The sequence below is a fragment of the Gaiella sp. genome, assembly GCF_057140465.1.
Map to the genome: position 1 here is coordinate 41892 of NZ_DBNHWK010000015.1, position 19140 is coordinate 61031.

At 72.7% G+C, this 19140-nt stretch carries 22 protein-coding genes; 15 read left to right on the top strand and 7 right to left on the bottom strand.

The genetic code is table 11. The features are described 5' to 3' along the window. Positions 1-149 precede the first annotated feature (149 nt). From AC162C_RS01710 to AC162C_RS01745, 8 genes are all read left to right on the top strand, one after another. Entirely contained in the window at positions 150-908 is a 759-nt protein-coding gene (locus AC162C_RS01710) for an FAD binding domain-containing protein (RefSeq protein WP_484096037.1), read from the top strand. Then, positions 905-1420 carry a (2Fe-2S)-binding protein gene (locus AC162C_RS01715; protein ID WP_484096038.1) on the top strand — a complete coding sequence of 172 codons (516 nt, stop codon included), beginning with the start codon at positions 905-907 and terminating at the stop codon, positions 1418-1420. Before AC162C_RS01710 ends, AC162C_RS01715 begins: the two co-directional genes overlap by 4 nt. After that, positions 1417-2787, top strand: a complete 1371-nt coding sequence (locus tag AC162C_RS01720) for a xanthine dehydrogenase family protein molybdopterin-binding subunit (protein WP_484096039.1) — start codon at positions 1417-1419, stop codon at positions 2785-2787. Before AC162C_RS01715 ends, AC162C_RS01720 begins: the two co-directional genes overlap by 4 nt. Beyond that, entirely contained in the window at positions 2787-3884 is a 1098-nt protein-coding gene (locus AC162C_RS01725) for a xanthine dehydrogenase family protein molybdopterin-binding subunit (RefSeq protein WP_484096040.1), read from the top strand. The genes AC162C_RS01720 and AC162C_RS01725 overlap by 1 nt, the downstream gene beginning before the upstream one ends. 79 nt (positions 3885-3963) lie before the next feature. Then, positions 3964-4350: a cupin domain-containing protein gene (locus AC162C_RS01730; protein WP_484096041.1), complete on the top strand. Its 387-nt coding sequence runs from the start codon at positions 3964-3966 to the stop codon at positions 4348-4350. Continuing rightward, positions 4350-4595, top strand: coding sequence for a thioredoxin domain-containing protein (locus tag AC162C_RS01735; RefSeq protein ID WP_462972488.1), 246 nt, complete (start codon positions 4350-4352; stop codon positions 4593-4595). The genes AC162C_RS01730 and AC162C_RS01735 overlap by 1 nt, the downstream gene beginning before the upstream one ends. Before the next feature lie 12 nt (positions 4596-4607). After that, entirely contained in the window at positions 4608-5009 is a 402-nt protein-coding gene (locus AC162C_RS01740; RefSeq protein ID WP_484096086.1) for a peroxiredoxin-like family protein, read from the top strand. Between the two features lies 1 nt (position 5010). After that, positions 5011-5706 (top strand): SDR family NAD(P)-dependent oxidoreductase, encoded by a 696-nt coding sequence (locus tag AC162C_RS01745; RefSeq protein WP_484096042.1) that lies wholly within the window; start codon positions 5011-5013, stop codon positions 5704-5706. Positions 5707-5710: 4 nt separating this feature from the next. Here AC162C_RS01745 and AC162C_RS01750 read toward each other — a convergent pair whose 3' ends face one another. Then, positions 5711-5887: a hypothetical protein gene (locus AC162C_RS01750; protein WP_484096043.1), complete on the bottom strand. Its 177-nt coding sequence runs from the start codon at positions 5885-5887 to the stop codon at positions 5711-5713. A gap of 92 nt (positions 5888-5979) precedes the next feature. Here AC162C_RS01750 and AC162C_RS01755 point away from each other — a divergent pair, with 92 nt between their 5' ends. From AC162C_RS01755 to AC162C_RS01765, 3 genes are read left to right on the top strand one after another with little or no spacing between them, the layout of a single operon-like run. Further along, complete coding sequence (locus tag AC162C_RS01755) at positions 5980-6819, top strand: cytochrome c oxidase assembly protein (RefSeq protein ID WP_484096044.1); 840 nt, start codon at positions 5980-5982, stop codon at positions 6817-6819. Continuing rightward, positions 6819-7616 (top strand): cytochrome c oxidase assembly protein, encoded by a 798-nt coding sequence (locus AC162C_RS01760; RefSeq protein WP_462972492.1) that lies wholly within the window; start codon positions 6819-6821, stop codon positions 7614-7616. The genes AC162C_RS01755 and AC162C_RS01760 overlap by 1 nt, the downstream gene beginning before the upstream one ends. A 45-nt stretch (positions 7617-7661) precedes the next feature. Beyond that, positions 7662-9017, top strand: a complete 1356-nt coding sequence (locus AC162C_RS01765; protein ID WP_484096045.1) for a flavin monoamine oxidase family protein — start codon at positions 7662-7664, stop codon at positions 9015-9017. Positions 9018-9094: 77 nt separating this feature from the next. Here the strand turns inward: AC162C_RS01765 and AC162C_RS01770 are convergent, their stop codons facing one another. Then, the gene (locus AC162C_RS01770; protein ID WP_484096046.1) at positions 9095-11356 is read right to left on the bottom strand and encodes a propanediol/glycerol family dehydratase large subunit; all 2262 of its coding nucleotides are present in this window, start codon (positions 11354-11356) and stop codon (positions 9095-9097) included. Next, on the bottom strand, positions 11353-11760 hold the full coding sequence (locus AC162C_RS01775; protein WP_484096047.1) for a diol dehydratase small subunit: 408 nt from the start codon (positions 11758-11760) through the stop codon (positions 11353-11355). Before AC162C_RS01775 ends, AC162C_RS01770 begins: the two co-directional genes overlap by 4 nt. Positions 11761-11818: 58 nt before the next feature. On the opposite strand from AC162C_RS01775, the gene AC162C_RS01780 reads away from it, so the two are divergent. Genes AC162C_RS01780 through AC162C_RS01795 form a run of 4 tightly spaced genes read left to right on the top strand, consistent with a single transcriptional unit; the run spans position 11819 to position 15813 of the window. After that, a complete protein-coding gene (locus AC162C_RS01780) occupies positions 11819-12514 on the top strand; it encodes an SDR family NAD(P)-dependent oxidoreductase (RefSeq protein WP_484096048.1) in 696 nt (231 codons plus the stop codon). Beyond that, positions 12514-13386 (top strand): fumarylacetoacetate hydrolase family protein, encoded by an 873-nt coding sequence (locus AC162C_RS01785; protein ID WP_484096049.1) that lies wholly within the window; start codon positions 12514-12516, stop codon positions 13384-13386. Before AC162C_RS01780 ends, AC162C_RS01785 begins: the two co-directional genes overlap by 1 nt. A 21-nt stretch (positions 13387-13407) precedes the next feature. Then, on the top strand, positions 13408-14871 hold the full coding sequence (locus tag AC162C_RS01790; protein ID WP_484096050.1) for an aldehyde dehydrogenase family protein: 1464 nt from the start codon (positions 13408-13410) through the stop codon (positions 14869-14871). Between the two features lie 9 nt (positions 14872-14880). Then, on the top strand, positions 14881-15813 hold the full coding sequence (locus AC162C_RS01795) for an NAD-dependent epimerase/dehydratase family protein (RefSeq protein ID WP_484096051.1): 933 nt from the start codon (positions 14881-14883) through the stop codon (positions 15811-15813). 12 nt (positions 15814-15825) lie between these two features. Here AC162C_RS01795 and AC162C_RS01800 read toward each other — a convergent pair whose 3' ends face one another. From AC162C_RS01800 to AC162C_RS01815, 4 genes are all read right to left on the bottom strand, one after another. Beyond that, the gene (locus AC162C_RS01800; protein WP_484096052.1) at positions 15826-16989 is read right to left on the bottom strand and encodes an MFS transporter; all 1164 of its coding nucleotides are present in this window, start codon (positions 16987-16989) and stop codon (positions 15826-15828) included. Beyond that, positions 16989-17495, bottom strand: a complete 507-nt coding sequence (locus AC162C_RS01805; protein ID WP_484096053.1) for a DUF4202 family protein — start codon at positions 17493-17495, stop codon at positions 16989-16991. The genes AC162C_RS01800 and AC162C_RS01805 overlap by 1 nt, the downstream gene beginning before the upstream one ends. Positions 17496-17619: 124 nt before the next feature. Further along, positions 17620-18288, bottom strand: coding sequence for a GntR family transcriptional regulator (locus AC162C_RS01810; protein ID WP_462972501.1), 669 nt, complete (start codon positions 18286-18288; stop codon positions 17620-17622). Between the two features lie 165 nt (positions 18289-18453). Next, entirely contained in the window at positions 18454-19101 is a 648-nt protein-coding gene (locus tag AC162C_RS01815; protein WP_484096054.1) for a fumarylacetoacetate hydrolase family protein, read from the bottom strand. Positions 19102-19140: the final 39 nt, after the last annotated feature.

Consider the following 19140-nt stretch of genomic DNA (forward strand, 5'->3'; position numbering starts at 1 on the left):
GGAGCGCGAGGCGGGCACCTCGCGCTCCCGGGACGCGACAGGCGGAGCGGGATCACCGATCATCGATTGTTCTCGCGCCCGGTGCACCAGCGGGGTTTAGACTCGGTGGCGCATCGCTGTGACGCAACGAGCTCAGGGAAGGACGGTCCATGACGCAAGCGACTGAGGTCCTCGTCCCGACCTCGCCGGACGAGGCGGCCGCCGCCTTCGGAGACGGGTCGGGCGTAACGGTGGTCGGAGGGGGCACGATCGTGATGCCCGAGATCACCTACGGGCGCCTGAAGGTCGACAAGGCGCTCCTGCTCGGCAAGGCCGGGCTCGCCGGCGTCACGCGCGACGGCTCGCGGATCACGATCGGCGCGGCGACACCGGTCGCCGACCTCGTCGACCTCCCCGCGCCGCTCGGCCCGTGCGCCGCGAACGTGGCTGACGGCGAGATCCGCCGCCAGGCGACCCTGGGAGGCAACATCTGCGCCGGCCCGGGGCCCGATGCGCCGCGCGGCGACCTGCAGGGCCCGCTGCTCGCGCTCGACGCAACCGCCCGCTCGACGGGGCCGGGAGGCGAGCGCAGCGAGCCTCTCGAGAGCTTCCTCGACGATCGGGCCGGTCGACTGCTCCTCGACGTGTCGTTCGACGAGCCCGCGGCGGGCTCGTTCGCGACGATCGACTACCCGCACACCCACGAGTACACGGTGCTCGCGGTCTCCGCCGCCCGCACGAGCGGCGGCGACGTCCGCCTTGCGGCGACGGGGCTCGCCGATCATGCCCGGATGCTCTCCGGCGACGCCGACGCGGCCGCCTCCGAGGTTCGCCTCGGCGACGACGCGCTCGCGTCCGCGTGGTACCGGGAGCAGACCCTGCCGGTGCTCGTGCGCCGCGTGCTCGCCGACCTCGGGGAGGGGACATGATCGGCATCACCGTCAACGGCGTCGCCCACGAGATCGAGAGCCCGCCGCTCACGACGTTGCTCGACGTGCTCCGCGAGGAGCTCGCGATCACGAGCCCGAAGGCGGGGTGCGAGCAGGGCGGCTGCGGAGCCTGCACCGTGCTCGTCGACGGCGTCGCCCGTCGGTCGTGCCTGACCCCGGTCGCGTCCGTCGAGGGCGCCGAGGTGACGACCGTCGAAGGCCTCGGGACGCCCGACGACCTCTCACCGCTCCAGCAGGCGTTCACGCACCACTACGCAGCGCAGTGCGGCTTCTGCACGTCCGGGATGATGCTCGCCGCGGCGTCGTACATCGACGCGGGCGGCAGCGACGACCCGGAGGCGATCAAGGAGGCGATCGCCGGTCACGTCTGCCGGTGCACGGGCTACGTGAAGATCATCGACGCGATCGCCGCGGCCGCCCGCGGCGACGCGTTCGACCTCACCGTGACGGCGCCGAGCGCCGACATGGTCAACCTGGGAGGTGCGGCATGAAGGCGGTCGGCGCACGTCTCCCCCGCTACGACGGCGTCGCCCACGTGACGGGACGGACGGTGTTCGTGGACGACATCCGCGTCCCCGGCACCCTCTGGGTGAAGGCGCTCCGCTCGCCGGTGCACCACGCCGTGATCACGGGCCTCGACACGTCGGCGGCGGAGGCGATGAAGGGCGTGCACGCAGTGGTCACGTCGGAGGACGTCCCGCTCCTCGAGTACGGCCACCTGTCCGCTCTCGGCATCCCCGCCGACGAGCCGCTGCTCGCGAAGGACACGGTCCGGTACAAGGGCCAGCCGATCGCGGTCGTCGCCGCGGAGCACGAGGAGACGGCGATGGCGGCGGTCGAGGCGATCGTGCTCGACCTCGAGGAGAAGCCCGCACTGTTCGACGTCCGCAAGGCGTTCGACGCGGACGCGCCGGTCGTCCACCAGTGGGGCAACTGGTACCCGCACTTCGAGGCGGAGATGGACCGGCGCCAGATCCGCAAGGGCGACATCGACAGGGCGTTCGACCAGGCGGACGTGATCGTGCAGGGGGTCTACCGGCCCGCCGCGATCGAGCACGTGCCCGTCGAGACGCAGTCGTGCCAGGTCGTGCCGGAGGCGAACGGCCGGCTCACGATCTACTCGTGCACGCAGGCCCTCTACTTCTCGCTCGGCGTCGTCGCCGCGCACCTCCAGGTACCGCTCAACCGGTTGAAGGTCGTGGGCGGCACCGTCGGTGGAGGCTTCGGCGGCAAGGTCGACACCGCGACCGAGACCATGTGCTGCCTGCTCGCTCAGAAGTCGGGTCGGCCGGTGCGCTGGCGCTGGACGCGCGAGGAGGAGTTCCTCTGCTCGTCGACGCGGGCGCCGTGGCACATGGAGATCGCGGATGCGGTGACGAAGGACGGCTGGATCCTGGGTCGCAAGATGCTCACGCTCCACGACTCGGGCGCGTACGCACGCTTCTCGCCGTACGGTCTCACGAAGCACTCGTTCCACCACACGGGCGCGTACACGATCCCGAACCTGCACTTCGACGGCTACGTCGTGTTCACGAACCGGGTGCCGACGACGGCGATGCGCGGGTTCGGCGTGACGTCGATCTCGTTCGCGACGGAGACCCACGTCAGCCGCGTGGCCGAGGTGATCGGCATCGACCCGTGGGAGCTGCGGCTGAAGAACGCGAACCGGATCGGCGACACGTCGCCGAACGGCATCACCTACACCGACCCGTCCACGGTGCCGGTCGTCAAGGCCCTCGCCGGCGGCATGGGCGCGGAGCTCGCACCCGGGCTCGAGGCGATGACCCCCGCGATGCGCGAGGGCGACCTGCTACCGGAGCACCTGGTGGCGCAAATGGGCAACCCGGAGGACCACTGATGGCAGTCCACAGGGGCCGCGGCATCGCGGCGATCGAGTACCCGACCGGCATGAACCAGAACGGCGACCCGTCACAGGCGTGGATCAAGGTGAAGCCGGACGGCCGTGTCGACGTCTTCGCCGGCACGTCGGACATCGGCAACGGCTCGAAGACGATCCAGTCGCAGATCGTGGCCGAGACGATCGGCGTTCCCTACGACTGGGTCACGTACGACAACTCGAACACCGACTCGTCGCCGGTCTGCACCGGGACGTTCGCGTCGCGGGCGACGTTCGTCGCGGGCAAGGCGGTGGAGAAGGCGGCGCTGAAGGTGCGCGAGAAGATCCTCGAGATCGCGGGCAAGGAGCTCGAGATCGACCCCTCCGACCTCGAGATCGTGGACGGCGAGGTGGTGGCGAAGGGCGCGCCGCAGACGAAGATCGGCGTTCCCGACGTTGCCGCAGCCGCGACCTGGGGCCATGGCGAGCTGATCACCGGCACCGGCGCGCAGCTGAAGCCGTACGCGACGATCGTCGACCCGGAGACGGGCCGCGTCGACCTCCCGCCGCACTCCGCCATCTCGTACGCGTCGTGCGCGGCCGAGGTGGAAGTGGACGACGAGACAGGCGTGGTCACCGTGCTCCGGCTCTGGCAGTGCTACGACGTCGGCCGCGCGATCAACCCCACGCTCGTGGAGGGCCAGATCGAAGGCGGTGCGGTGCAGGGGCTCGGGCTCGGCGTGCTCGAGAACTGCTACCCGTACTACCCGTCGGCCGAGCATCGCGGCGGGCAGTTCGGCTCGTACCTCGCGCCGGGCGCGGAGAACCTGCCGAAGATCGACACCATCATCATCGAGAACCCGTCCGCCGACGGCCCGTACGGCGCGAAGGGGATCGGCGAGATGGCGAACAACGGCCAGCCGCCGGCGATCGCGGCCGCGGTCTACGACGCCGTCGGCGTGTGGATCACGGAGCTGCCGATCACGCCGGAGAAGGTGCTGAGGGCGCTCGCCGCCAAGGCGGAGCCGCGGCGCGAGGGCAAGCTCGTCGCGTTCGACGAGGAGCTGTCGGTGAACGCGGTCTCCGACGGCAGCCTGCGCTTCGAGGTCCCGGCGTGAACGCGGGGCCGGACGAGCCGCGCCGCGCGGCGACCGGATCACGGGGTGAGGCGGAGGCCTCACCCCGCACGGAGCGCGCATGAGCGTCTTCCGGACGTGGAAGGACGTCGAGCCGTGGCGGATCTTCCCCACTGTCGACCTGCACGCGATCGCGGGCGATCAGGTGTTCCTCGGGCGGGTCACCTACGAGCCGGGGACGACCGTGCAGCGGCACAGCCACGAGCACACGGAGCAGGTGATGCTGGTCCTCGACGGGTCGGTGCTCGTGACGATCGGCGACGAGATGCGGGAGATGGGGCCCGGCGACGTGTGCGTCGTGAACCGAGGCGTCGAGCACGAGCTGCACTCGGCGATCGGCGTCACGTTCATCGAGGCGCTCGCGCCCGTCCCCCTCGACCACATCCCCGACCGGGATCGCGATCTCGTCCTCGGCGACCTCGGCGGCTCGCTGCACGTCGAGCGCTGATGGGCCTCGGCGACGAGCTGCGCGCACAGCGGGCGCGGTCGGCCGAGCGCTACGGGCCGGCGGGCATGGCCGTGATCGAGGGCGCGCTCGCCGAGCTCCGGGCCGCGGGGACGGGCGGCGTGCGTCGCGTCGGCGACCCGGCCCCCGGCTTCACCCTCCCGTCCGCGCGCGGTGGGGCGATCTCGCTGGGCGACGTGCTCGGGCGCGGCGCAGCGGTCCTCGCCTTCTACCGCGGCGGCTGGTGACCGTACTGCAACCTGCAGTTGCGGGCCTACCAGGACGTCCTCCCAGAGATCCGCGCCGCGGGCGCCGAGCTCGTCGCGGTCTCGCCGCAGCTGCCCGACGGGTCGCTGACGTTCGCCGAGACGAACGCCCTCGGCTTCGAGGTGCTGAGCGACCTCGACAACCGCGTCGCCCGGGAGTACGGGCTCGTGTGGCGGCTCCCGCCGCCGCTCGTCGAGCTCTACCGGGGGCGCGGGATCGACCTCACGGAGGCGAACGGGAACGACGCCTGGGAGCTGCCGATCCCGGCGACGTTCGTCGTCGACCGCCCGGGCGTGATCCGTCTCGCGAGCGTCGACGTCGACTACCGCAACCGTCTCGAGCCGTCCGCGCTGCTCGCCGCCGTCCACGGGCTCGCGGGCGACGCGGAGCCGTGACGTGACACCGCCGGAGGCCGTCGAGGATGAGGCCGAGCGTGTCGCGCTCGTCACCGGCGCCAGCCGCGGGATCGGCGCGGCGACGGCCGCACGGCTCCGCCGCGACGGGTGGGTCGTGGAGACGGCCGAGCGGTCGACCGGCGTCGACCTGGCCGACCCCGACCAGGCCCGTTCCGCCGTCGACCGCCTCGACCGCCTCGACGCCCTCGTCGCCAACGCGGGGACGATCCACCGCCAGGGCGCCCTCGAGACGTCGCTGGAGGACTGGCGCCGCGTCGTCGACCTGAACCTCACGTCGGCGTTCGTGCTCGCACAGGCAGCGGCGCGACGCATGGTCGACCAGCCGACGGGCGGGTCGATCGTGTTGCTCGCCTCGATGCTCTCGTTCACCGGGGGCGTCAACGCCTCGGCCTACGCCGCATCGAAGGGCGGCGTCGCACAGCTGACGAAGGCGCTCTCCAACGAGCTCGCCGGGCGCGGTGTCCGCGTCAACGCGGTCGCCCCCGGGTACGTCGCGACGGACATGACCGCGAGCCTCGAGGAGTGGCGTCGGCGCGAGATCGAGGCGCGCATCCCGATCGGACGGTTCGGTGAGCCGGGTGAGATCGCCGACGTGATCGCCTTCCTCCTCTCCGACGACGCACGCTACGTGACCGGCGCCGTGCTCCCCGTCGACGGCGGCTTCTCCGCTCGGTGAGCGCTCAGCCCGCTCGGTCGCGCCGAAGGAACGCCACGCCGACGACGACGGCGAGCACGGCGAGCCCGACGTCGACGAGCGCACGCCTCGAGTCGGCGGCGAGGACGTCGACGATGCCGAGGAACCCGAGGACCACCCCGAGCAGGATCAGCGCCGCCCCCCGTGTCCTGTACGACCGCATCGCATGCATCATCGCTCCCCGCGAGGCTCCCGTCCCGCCGAGCGGCGGCCCTCGGGCCCTGACGTCGTGGGGTCCTCGTCTAGCCTGACCGCGTGACCGCGATCGCCGAGACGACACCGTGGCTGAGCTGGTCGTTCTCGCCCCTCGTGCTGGCCGGCGCGACGGTCGCGATCGCGTTCTTCTTCCACGGCTTCCGGCGGCTCCGACGCCGCGGAAGAGCGGACCTCGCGCCGTGGAGCCGCGCGGCGCTGTTCGTGACGGGTGTCGGGATCACCGTCTTCGCCCTCGTCGGCCCGATCGACACGGTCGGCGAGGAGTACCTGCAGTCGGTGCACATGCTCCAGCACGTGCTCGTCGCCGACCTCGGGATCGCGCTGACGCTCGTCGCAGTGCGCGGGCCGCTCGCCGTGTTCTTCCTCCCGCGCGGCCTGCTCGTGCCGCTCGCGCACACCCGGTGGCTGCGCCGCGCCCTCGCGTTCGTCCTCCGGCCCTCGGTCAGCTACCTCGTGTGGGTGGGCACGGTCGTCGTGTGGCACGTTCCGGCCGCGTACGAGGGCGCCCTGACGAGCCCTGTCGTCCACTCGCTCGAGCACGTGAGCTTCGTCGTCGCCGGCCTGCTCGTCTGGACGCAGATCGTCGACCCGACCGGGCACCACAGGCTGACCGTCGGCGAGCGCGCCGGGTACGTCGCCCTGCTCTTCTGGACCGGCCAGATCCTCGCCTACGTGATCGCGTTCGCGGCCGAGCCGCTCTACGACACCTACGCCGACCAGGCCGAGCGGCTGCTCGGCCTGTCCGCGATCACCGACCAGAAGCTCTCGGCGGTGGTGATGATCGTCGAGCAGACGCTGACGCTCGGAGTCGCGTTCGTCCTGCTCTACCGGCAGGCGAGCGCACGACGGGCCCCGGGGAGCCCGGAGCACGTCGGCTGATGCCCTCCCCGTGGTCCTTCACGTTCGAGCCGCTGTTCGTGGCGCTGGGGGCCGTCGCCGTCTGGCTCTACGCCCGTGCGTGGAGGAAGAGCGCGCCCCGGCCGCCGGCGTGGCGTGCCTGGCTCTTCGGGCTCGGCGTGGCGCTCGTCGTGCTCTCCCTCAACTCGCCGCTCGAGACGATCGCGGTCGAGTACCTGCTCCTCTTCCACCTGCTGCAGAACGTCGTGATCGCCGACTGGGCGCCACCGCTCCTCCTGCTCGGGCTCACGCCGGCGATGCGACTCGGGGTCGCCGACCGCCTCGGCGCGTGGTTCGCGCTGGCCACGCGGCCGGTGGTCGCGCTGCCCGTATGGCTCGTCGGCTGGTACGCCATCCACCTCGGTCCCCTCTACGACGCGTTCCTGCGCGAGCCGATCCTGCTGAACGTCGAGCACGCGATCCTCATCGCGATCGGCCTCCTCTTCTGGTGGCCGGTGCTCTGCGACCCGCCGCACAGCGTCCCGACGCTCGGCCGGATCGCGTACGTGTTCGCAGCCTTCGTCGGGTCGGCGTTCCTCGGGCTCGCGCTGACGTTCTCGCCGCCCGTCTACGGGTACTACGAGGGCCTGCCGGAGCGCCTGTGGGGGATCTCCGCGGAGGCCGACCAGAACCTCGGTGGGATCCTGATGTCGACCGAGCAGGCGCTCGTCTTCCTCGCCGCGATCGTCTGGCTGCTGCTCCGCCTGTTCCGCGAGGAGGAGGAGGCAGAGCGGCGGCTCGCCCAAGAGCAGCGGGCCGCCGGCCTCCGCAAGTGGTGACGAGCCGCCCGGCCCGTCACCACGGGGTGTGAGAGGATCGGACCGGTGGCAGGGACGCGTGATGCGGACGTCGTCGTCGTCGGCGCGGGGATCGCAGGCCTCTGCGCCGCACGGGCGCTCCGCGCCGCCGGGAACGAGGTGATCGTCCTCGAGGCACGTGACCGCGTCGGCGGCCGGGTGTGGAACACGGAGGTCATGGGTCAGCCGCAGGAGCTCGGCGGACAGTGGATCGCGCCCTACCAGACCGAGATGCACGCGCTCCTCGCCGAGCTCGGGCTCGAGCTCTTCCACGCGTACCGGGAGGGCGACCGCGTGTTCGTCGACGCGGACGGCACCGCCCACCGCTACGTCGGCCACGACGCCCCACTGGGCTCGGCGGCCGAGCGGTCGTACGCGTCTGCGGCGGCGGCCCTCGACGCGCTCGCCGCGGAGATCGACCCGGAGGCACCGTGGGATCACCCTCGCGCCGCCGAGCTCGACGCGATCGGCTTCGAGGCGTGGCTGCACGTCGAGGTCGAGGACGACCTCGCCCGCGACCTGCTTCGCGCGTACCTCTCGGGCGGGTACATGACGAAGCCGTCGCACACGTTCTCCCTCCTCGGGGGGCTGTGGACGATCGCCGGCGCGGGCGGTGTCGAGAACCTGTTCGAGCCGGACCTCTGCCTGCACTCGCGCGTCGTCGGGGGCTCGCAGCTGCTCCCGATCCGCATCGCCGAGGCGCTCGGGCACCGCGTCGTCCTCGGCGCGCCGGTGCGCTCGATCCGCTGGAGCCAGGACGGGGTCACCGTCGCGACGGCGGGCGCGCGCATGCACGCAGGCCAGGCCGTGATCGCGATCCCACCCAACCTCACCGGCGCCATCCGCTTCGACCCGCCGCTGCCGCCGTGGCGCCTCCGGGCCGAGCAGGGGATCTCCCAGGGAAGCGTGATCAAGGTGCTCGCCGTCTACGAGCGCCCGTTCTGGCGCGAGGAGGGCCTCTCGGGCGAGGGCTTCGCCCCGTACGGGTTCGTGCGCGAGGTGTACGACAACTCGCCCCCGGGTGGGGAACCGGGCGTCCTCGTCTCGTTCCTCGCCGCCGAGCGGTGCGAGCAGGCGGAGCGGATGAGCCCCGATGCGCGCCGCGACGCGATCCTCGACGGGCTCGCTCGGCTCGTCGGCGACCGGGCCCGATCGCCGGTCGACGTCCTCGAGGTGGACTGGTCGGCCGAGGAGTGGACGCGCGGGGCGTACTCGGCGACGTTCGAGATCGGCGGGCTGACGCGGTTCGGCGCCGACCTGCGACGGCGGATCGGGCCGCTCCACTGGGCCTGCACCGACATCTCCGGGGTCGGCAACATGCACATGGAGGGCGCGATCCGCTCCGGGAAGGCGGCCGCGGCCGCCGTCGCCGACACGCTCTGAGCCGGGTCACACCGGAGGGGATCGCCGGGCGGCGCGGCGCGCGCGGTGATCCACGTCGCGCGTCACGCCGTCCGGCGTCACGCGACCGGTGCGGCGGCGAGCGAGAGCTCGACCGGCTCGGCGCCGGGCACGACGGCCCGCGTCTCCCGCGCGTGGAGCAGCGTCGTGAGCACGATCAGCTTCGCCCGCGCGTAGTTGTCGAGCTCCGTGGGCACCGGCCCGACGCGTCGCCCGAGCGCGTAGCCGGCTGCGTTCCGACCCATCGCCCGGTAGCTCTCGAGCGTGTAGAGCGGCGACATCCCGAACAGCTCGAGGTTGTCGAGGGGCTGGAGGTCGGCGCGGTGGATGACGGCCGTCCCCTTGGACTGCAGCCCGAGCGCGATTCCGGAGCCGGACAGCCGCGCACCGTCGTGGGCGATGAAGGCCGCATCGGCCGAGCGCCGGACGCGGACGAGGCGTGGCGCCCCACCCGCCTCGCGGATCCCGTCGCAGACCGCCGCGAGGACGTCGAGGTGGTCGAGCGCGTTGATCGTCTCGCCGATCTCCGCCGCGAACGCGGGCCCGACGGCGACCACGACCTCCGCGGGATCGTCGCCGCGCACGGCCACGCGCCCCGTGTCGAGCGAGACACCGCCCGGTGCCGCCTCGTCGCCGGGGCCGAGGTGGCCGAGCGCCCGCGGGTCGTCGACGTACGGGAGCGCCTGCAGCAGCTCCCAGCGCTCGCCCTCGAGCCGGTAGCCAGTGCCCGGCCCGGCGTACCGGTTCGGGTCGTTCACCGCCGAGTGGACGAGCCCGTCCTCGTCGATCACGGCCGAGGTCTGCAGGTAGTCGGCGGCGACGCGCTGTCGCTGCATGCCGAGGACGGCCCGAGCGACGTCCGGGAACCCGCTCCGGTCGAGCGCGAGTGCGACGTCGAGCCCCGAGGTCCCGCGCTCGAGGAGGTCGTCGGCAGCCTCCACGTCGGCCGCACGGTCACGGTCGGGGACGTCGTCCGAGTCGTAGCCCGTGGTCGCCGCCTCGACCTCGGCGTCGGTGATCGCCGGCAGCCCGAGCTCGGAGAAGACGGCCTGGATCGCGCGCGCACCGCGCTCGCGGACACGCATCACCTCGGCGTCCGCGACGGGCTCGATCCCGGCGTCCACCTGCCAGTCGCGCTGGATCGTCAGCCATTCGTCGAGGTCGTCGGCGTCGTAGTTCCCGCCGCCGAACGTGTTGTCGTGCCGCGGCATCACCGAGTAGCCGGAGGTCACGAAGTCCGTCCCCGGCAGGAACTGCCCCATCAGCTTCGCGGTCTTGCGGATCGCCGAGTGCGAGGCGATCGCGTCGTTCCCCGACGCGACCTCGAGGTCGAGCCAGGCGGCGAGGACGTTCTCGGCGAGGATCGCCCGCGTGCCACCCGGCACCGAGAGGACGAGGGCGACGCACGAGATGGATCCGTTCTGCACGCCCTGCGCACCGGCCGCGCGGACGACCGAGACGCAGCGGGCCTCGAGGTACAGCATCGAGAGCCCCTGGGCGTACCCCATCAGCGCCTCCGAGCCGGTGCCCGACGTGAAGCGGACCTTGACCCCGCGCGAGGCGTACGCAGCGCCGAGGAAGGCCTTCGACCAGGGCGTGTCGTCGCCGTCGACGAACACCGGCTCGGTGCCGTACACCGACAGCGTCTCGGCGTAGGTGACGAGGCCGCGGATGGCCAGCTCGAGGTTACGCCGCTCCTCCACTGCGCACTGGGTCATCACGCCCGGTCGTCCCGTCTGCGAGCCGACGAGCAGGGCGAGGGCGTTCAGCGGCGCGTACCGCGCGACGCCGACGGTCGTCTCCATCTCCGCGAACCCGCGGCGTGCGGCCTCGGCCGCGTCGGCGGCGAGGAGGGCGGGGCTCTCCTTGAGGTTCGTCACGTGGGCCTGGTTGCCGGGGACGCGTCGCGCACGCAACTTCTTGAGGGCGAACATCAGCTCGACGGCGTCGAGCAGCCCGACGACGCGGGCCAGCTTGGCGGGGGTGAGCCCACGCGCGAGTCGGACGAGCTCGTCGCGCGGGACGTCGACGTCGACGAGCCGGCGCGCGAGCTCCCGATCGTCGAGCGCCATCGCCTCGGCCGCGACCTCGAGGTCGAGGCCGTGCGCGACGAGGTAGCGGTCGATGACGTCGAACGCGGGCGCCTCGCGCCCGTCGAGGCGCGTCACCCGACCGTCCTCGACCGTGAGCCCGGGCTCGGGATCGCCCGGCCCGTTCGCGGCGACGAGACCGAGCTCGGGCCAGGGCGAGATCAGGAGCTCGCGCCGGAGCTCCTTCGCCGCACGCGACGCATGCCGCCCCGAGACGGGTCGGCGGCTCACGCGAGCAGCCCCCGCTCCCGATACGCCGCGGCCGCCTCGCGGACGAAGGCCGCCGTGCGGTGGGCACCGTGCTCCTCGAGTCGCGCCGCCCACTGCGCGAGCTCGGCGCCCGTCGAGCGACCGGGCCGCAGGGCCGTGTAGACGGCGAGCACCTCGCCGTCGGGAACGGCGGTGAGCTCGGCCGCCCGCTCGAGGTTCTCCGCGAGCTGCGTGCGGCCGGCGGCACGCGCCACCTCCGCCTGTCGCAGGAGCGTCTCGGGCGTCGCCCGGAGCTCGTCGCGAGCGAGCGTGCCGTCACGCGCCGCCTCCAGTGTCACCCGCTCGAGCGGCGTTCCCGACGGCGTCGTGACAAGATCGGGTCGACGGGTGCCGAGCGGGTAGTCGCGCGTCGGATCGAAACCCACTTCGAGACTATAGGGTCTGGTCGAACGAATGATCAACGATCATCGATTCTCTGGGAGGGTGGCGCTCGTCACCGGCGCCGCCAGCGGCATCGGCGCAGCCGTCGCGAGCCGACTCGCGGGCGAGGGGGCCCGCGTCGCCGGGTTCGACCTGAGTGACGCGGTCGGCGACGAGGTGCTCGCGGTCACCGGAGACGTCGCCGCCTCGGCCGACGCCGAGGCGGCGGTCGAGCGGGTCACGCGCGAGCTCGGGCCGATCGACGTGCTCGTCTGCGCCGCCGGGATCCCCGGTCGGTCGCTGCGGACGGTCGACGTCGACGACGCCGAATGGCGCCGGGTGATGGCGGTCAACGCCGACGGTGTCTTCTTCTGCAACCGCGCGGTGATCCCGGGCATGGTGGAGCGCGGGTACGGGCGGATCGTCAACGTCGCATCGATCGCGGGGAAGGAGGGCAACCCGATGGCCGCCGCCTACTCGGCGTCGAAGGCGGCCGTGATCGCCCTCACGAAGGCGATCGGGAAAGACCTCGCCCGGACGGGCGTCGTCGTGAACTGCGTCGCGCCGGCCGTGATCGAGACGCCGATCCTCGCGGGCCTCTCCGACGAGCACATCGGCTACATGGTCGAGCGGATCCCGATGGGCCGGATGGGGACGGCCGACGAGGTCGCCGCCCTCGTCGCCTGGCTCGCGAGCGGCGAGTGCTCGTTCTCGACCGGCGCCACCTACGACATCTCCGGCGGTCGGGCGGTCTACTGATGCGCCTCGTCCGCACCCGTGCGCCGGACGGCTCGCTCACGATCGCCGTCGAGGAGGTCGCGCACGGCGGCGAGGGCGCGCTGCGGTTCGTGCGGGCCGGGGAGCAGGACGTGGTGGACGTCCTCTCCTCCGGATGGAGCCCCAGGCGTGGCGTCGTCGAGACGGATCCCGACGTGACGAGCGCGTCGGGCGGGCACGAGCTCCTCCGGCCGCTCGACCCACCCGAGGTGTGGTGTGCCGGCGTCACCTACGAGCGGAGCCGCGACGCCCGCGTCGACGAAGCAGCCGTGAAGGACGTCTACACGATGGTCTACGACGCGCACCGACCGGAGCTCTTCCTCAAGGACGCGGGCTGCAGGAGGACGGTCGGGCCGGGTGAGCCGATCGGTGTCCGCAGCGACTCGACGTGGAACGTGCCGGAGCCGGAGATCGGGCTCGTGCTCGGCGAGGGCGGCACGATCCTCGGCTACACGATCGGCAACGACGTCTCGTCGCGCGACATCGAGGGCGCCAACCCCCTCTACCTGCCCCAGGCGAAGGTGTACGCGGGAGCGTGCGCGATCGGGCCCGCGATCCTCGTCCCCACCGCGGCGACCGCGCCCTTCGAGATCACGATGCGGATCGAGGACGACACCGGGACGACCGTCTTCGTCGGGAGCACCACCACCGCGAGCATGCGGCGCAGCTTCCCCGACCTCGTCGGCTGGCTCGTGCGCGACAACCCGGTGCCGGCCGGGAGCATTCTCCTCACCGGCACGGGGCTCGTGCCCCCGGACGACTTCACCCTCCTGCCCGGGCACACGGTCGAGATCGCGGTGCCGGGCATCGGGACGCTCGTCAACCCCGTGGTCCCCGCCTCGACGCTGCTGTAGCGGAACGAAAGGAGCCTCCTGATGACCGACACGCTGACCGAGACCCCGGCGCGGAACTACGTGGGCGGAGAATGGCGCGACAGCGCCTCGGGCGAGACCTACGAGAAGCGGAACCCGTTTCGGCCGTCCGAGGTGACCGGTGTCTACCAGGCCTCCGACGCCGCCGACGCGCGTGCCGCGGTCGAGACCGCCCGCGACGCGTTTCCCGGATGGGCGGGACTCCCGGCCGGGCAGCGGGCCGCGGTCTTCCACCGCGCCGCGGACGCGATCGAGGCACGAGCGGAGCGCATCGCCGTGGACATGACGGCGGAGATGGGCAAGCCGCTCCGCGAGTCGCGGGTGGAGGCGATGCGCGCGGCCGCCGTCCTGCGCTTCTCGGCGGGCGAGGCGTGGCGCCCGATCGGCGACGTCTTCGAGGCGTCCGTCCCGGATCAGCGCCTGTTCACGCTCCGGCGCCCGCTGGGGGTCGTCGGGCTGATCACGCCGTGGAACTTCCCGGTCGCGATCCCGATCTGGAAGCTCGCGCCCGCTCTCGTCTACGGCAACACGGTCGTTCTCAAGCTCGGGTACGAGGCCCCGCGCACCGGATTGCACATCGCCGAGTGCTTCGCGGAGGCGGGCGTACCGGCAGGGGTGTTCAACGTCCTCACCGGGGCCGGCTCGAAGGTCGGCGCCGAGCTCGTCGCCAACACCGAGGTCCGGGCGATCTCCTTCACCGGCTCCGTCCCCGTCGGGCACAACGTGCGGAACGAGGCCACGAAGCGCGACTGCCGTGTCCAGCTCGAGCTCGGAGGGCACAACCCCCTGATCGCGACCGCCGATGCCGAGCTCGACCGCGCAGTGGAGGCGGCATACGCCGGGGCCTTCTGGTCGGCCGGCCAGAAGTGCACGGCGACGCGGCGGATCTTCGTCGAGGACGCGGTCTACGACGACTTCCGGGAGCGGTTCCTGGCGCGGATCGCGGCGGGGACGGTCGGCGACCCGATGGACCCGGCGACCGAGGTCGGGCCGGTCGTCAACGAGACGGCGCTCGAGGACATCCTCGCGGCGATCGAGCGCGGGCGCGACCAGGGCGGGACGGTGATCGCAGGGGGCGGCCGTGGGCATCCCGAGGCGTGGCTGATCGAGCCGACGGTGTTCGAGGGCGTCGGAGACGACCACTACCTCTCGTGCGAGGAGGTGTTCGGCCCGGTGACCACCCTCTACCGCTTCGGCACGCTCGACGAGGCGATCGCACGGGCGAACGACGTGCCCTTCGGGCTCTCGGCGTCGGTCTTCACCCGGGACCTGCGGACCGCGCACCGCTTCGCGGAGGAGTTGCAGGCAGGCGTCCTCCACGTCAACTCCCAGACGGCGGGGGCAGACGTGCACGTCCCGTTCGGCGGTGTCAAGCACTCGGGCTGGGGGCCGCACGAGCAGGGACGGGCCGCGATCGAGTTCTTCACCGAGACGGTCACCGTGTACCAGGACGCCCCGCTCGCGTAGGGCCGGGAGATGGCGGATCGCGTCCTCGTCACCGGAGCACTCGGGTGCCTCGGCGCGTGGGTGGCGAGGGCGCTGCTCGACGACGGCGACACGGTCGTCGGCTACGACCTCGGCGACGACACGAGCCGGCTGCGACTCGTCCTCGGCGAGCACGACGCCGAGCGCGTCCACCTCGTCCGGGGCGACGTGACCGACCTGGAGGGGCTCGGCCGCGCGCTCGACGAGCACGAGGTCACACGCGTGATCCACCTCGCAGCCCTGCAGGTGCCGTTCGTGCGGGCCGACCCGGTGCGGGGGATGCGGGTCAACGTCACGGGCACCGTCGCCGTCCTCGAGGCGGTGCGTCAACGACCGGACCGCGTCCCCGGGATCGCGTACGCCTCGTCGGCAGCCGTCTACAGCGGACACGACGCCTCCCCCGCTCCCGAGACGGGAGGCGTCGTCCCGGCAACCCTCTACGGCGTCTCGAAGCTCGCCGACGAGGGCATGGCGCGCGTCTACCGCGACGACTTCGGGGTCGGGTCGATCGGGTTGCGGCCGTACGTCGTCTACGGGCCGGCACGCGACCAGGGGATGACGGCGGGCCCGTCCCTCGCCGTCGCGGCGGCCGTGCGCGGCGAGACGTTCGAGATCGGCTTCTCGGGCACGGCGCAGTACGACTTCGCCCCCGACGTCGGCCGGGCGTTCGTGCTCGCCGCCCGGGCGGCGGCGGATCGCGCGGCGGTCTACAACTTCCCGGGTGTCTCGGCCCCGATCGAGGACGTCGTCGCCGCGATCGACGCCGCTGTCCCGGGCGCCCGGGTGACGTGGAGCGGCGACCCGCTGCCGTTCCCGCCGGCGCTGGAGGCGATCGGCTTCGTGCGGGATGTCGCACCGCTTCCGGAGCGGTCGCTCACCGAGGGGATCGCGGCCACGGCGACGCACCTGCGCACGGCGGCGTAGCGTCACCGGGCGCTACACGGACGGCGCCTCCCGCGCCCGTCGCGGCACGGAGGCGACGGCGACGACGAGCGCGCCGAGCAATCCGACGACCACCCAGAGGACGGCATCGAAGGAGCCGGTCCCGTCCCGGACGGCTCCGAGCACGAACGGGGCCGTCGCCGACATCGTGTAGCCGACGCCGAGCATCATCCCCACGAGCGCGCCGACCCGCTCCGGTCGCGCCTCGAGATCGAGCGGAAGCGTCATCACGAGCGCGAACATGCCGCCCTGGGCGATCCCGGCGAGGAGCGCCCACCCGTACGCGCCGCCCGGGAGCGCGACGAGGCCGAACGCGCCGGTGACGAACACGAGGCTCATCGCGATCAGGTACGGCCGACGTCCACCGCGCCGGTCGGAGAGCCATGGGACGACGAACGACGCGGGGATCGCCGTGAGGTTCATCATCGCGAGGAGCGCACCCGCGGATCCGTCGGTCCAGCCGCGCTCCTGGTACGCGTCGGGGAGCCAGGCATTGAGGCCGTAGTACGACATCCCCATCAGCGAGAAGACGGCGACGAGCGCCCAGCCGGTGCGACTCCGCCACGGGAGCCGCGGTGCGGGCGAGGCCGGCCGGACGTGCGCGGGCCCACCCCGGGTCAGCGCGAGCCACACCACCGTGAGCACGCACGCGGCGACGGAGAAGGCCGCGAGCGCGGCCCGCCAGCCGCCGAAGGCACCGGCGATCGGGACTGCGAGCGCCGCCGACACCGTCGACCCGATCTGGATCCCCGTCGTGTAGACGCCGGTCCCGGTGGCCGGACGGCCGGGGATCCGCTCCCTGACGACGAGTGACGGGAGGGCGTTGCCCAGGCCCATGCCGATCCCCACGGGGAGCGTGATCGCGACGACGAGCGCGGCGCCCGGGGCCCCGGCACGGAGGAGCCCGGCGACACCGAGGAGGCCGAGCGCGAGAGCCATCGCCGATCGCGTCCCGACCCGGCGGGCGAGCCGCGGTGCCGCCGGCGCGAAGAGCCCCATGCAGAGGACGGGGATCGTCGCCAGCAGCCCGACGACGGCGTGCGACGTCCCGAGGTCGTCCTGGATCTCGGGGAGCAGCGGCCCGACGCCGACGATCTGGGGCCGGAGCGCGAGCGCCCCGAGGAACAGCCCTCCGAGCACCGCGCCGTGGCGGCGCATCAGGGCAGGAGCTCCTTCTCCACCGTTGCCAGCAGCGACGACGCGATCGGCCGTGCACGGTCGACGCGGATCCGGTCGTGCATCCAGCGGAACTGCTCGATCGCCCGCTGCGGGCTGCAGCGCCCCTCGGCGACCCACTCCGCGAAGAGGTCGCCCTGGACCTCGAGGAACGACAGCGAGTCCGCGGCCTGCACGAGGTCTGCCTCCGCCGACCCGCCCCATTCGTGGTCGAGCACGAGGCCGTGGACCCGGTCGACGAGGAGGTCGTCCGCTCCCTGCTCGCGCAGCCACGCCGCGGCGATGTCGGCGGAGCGCCTCGCGTGCGTGTCGCGGTAGACGCGATCGTCGGGCTCGTCGTCCGCGCTCCACCGGGGCCCTCCGGGGAACGCCCGCTCGCAGTCGTGCGTCAGCGCAGCGATGCGCGCCGCCTCGGACGCGGCCGGTTCGAGCACGACCAGCCAGTCGCGGGCGCGGAGGAGGTGACGCGCGTTCGCGAACTGCCCCACCCACTGCTGCGCGCGCTGCTCGAGACCGGTCAGCTCCGCCTCGGCCCCGCGACGGTCTGCACGACACGCTCGACGCGCTCCGGGGCTGCGCCCGCCACCGCAGGCGCGATCCGCCCGCCAATGCTCATTCGTCGTCCCCGCGGCGGGCGCTCTCGGAGCGCCGGCGCCGCACGACGCGCTCGGTGCGCTGGACGTGCTTCCGGGCCTCGCGACCCGCGCGCGCGGCGTCCCCGGAGCGGAGCGCGGCCACGATCGGCGGGTGGAAGTCGACGAGCTCCATGCGATCGAAGTACGTCCAGAAGACGCCGAACGCCGTCGGCACCTCGATCCCGAGCGCGATCCAGGCGGCGAGGAGCGCCTGGTTGCCGGAGGACTCGACGAGTCGGCGGTGGAACGCGATGTCGTGGGCGAGCTGGGCGTCGACGTCGCCCGCCTCTGCCGCCCGGCGCATCGCGTCGATCTCGGCGTCGAGCGCATCGACGTCGAGATCGTCCCGCTTCGCGGCCTCCCGCGCCGCCAGCTCCTCGAGCACGGCCCGCACGGGGAACACCTGGAGCAACTCGTCGTCGGAGACCTCGCGGACGCGGGCGCTCCGGAACGGCTGGGACTCGACGAGGCGGAGCAGCTCGAGATCGCGAAGTGCCTCACGGACCGGCGCCTGGCTCGTCCCGAGCTCCTGCGCGATCCTCGTCTCGACGAGGAGGTCCCCCGGCTTGAGCTCGCCGCGGAGGATCCGACGCAACAGGATCTCCTTCACCTGTTCGCGGAGGATCGTGCGCGAGATCTCGCTCATCCGTCGCCTCTCTCCCGTTCACCGGGAAACGAGCTCGGTTCGCCGGTGACTGTCGTCCGGCAGCACGCGGACGGCCTCGTCTGCACCACCTCGTGCCGCGCTGGCACGATCATCGATCATCGATCGTTGCCGCGTCAAGCCGCGAGGAGCGGCGCGACCGGGAGCTCAGCCCGCGACGACGGGGTTCGTGATCTCGCCGAGGCCGTCGATCTGGATCGTGATCGAGTCGCCCGGCTGCAGCAGCCGCTGCGGGTCACGGAAGACGCCGACCCCCGCGGGCGTCCCCGTCAGGATCAGGTCGCCCGCTTCGAGGGTCGAGGTCTGCGACGCGTAGCTGATCACCTCGTCGATCCCGAAGATGAGGTTGGCGGTGGTGGAGTCCTGCATCACCTCGCCGTTCAGGATCGCCCGGATGGGCAGCGCGTGCGGATCGGGCACCTCCGACGCCGGCACGAGCGGGCCCACCGGGCAGAACGTGTCCGGCGACTTGCCCCGTGTCCACTGACCGTCGGCGAACTGGAGGTCGCGCGCGGAGACGTCGTTCGCGACGAGGTAGCCGGCGACGGCCTCGAAGGCGTTCTCCTTGCCGATCTGTTTCACCGTCGTCCCGATCACGACTCCGAGCTCGGCCTCGTAGTCGCACTTCGTGACCGCCGGAGGGATCACGATCGGGTCGCCGGGCCCGATCAGCGCCGTCGTGTACTTCGCGAAGAAGAGCGGCGCCGCGGGGAGCTCCACTCCCTGCTCCTCCGCGTGGTCGCGGTAGTTGAGCCCGACGCAGACGATCTTCCCGGGTCGATCGATCGGCAGCACGTCGTGACCCTACCCGAGCGCGGCGATCGGCGTCTGAGG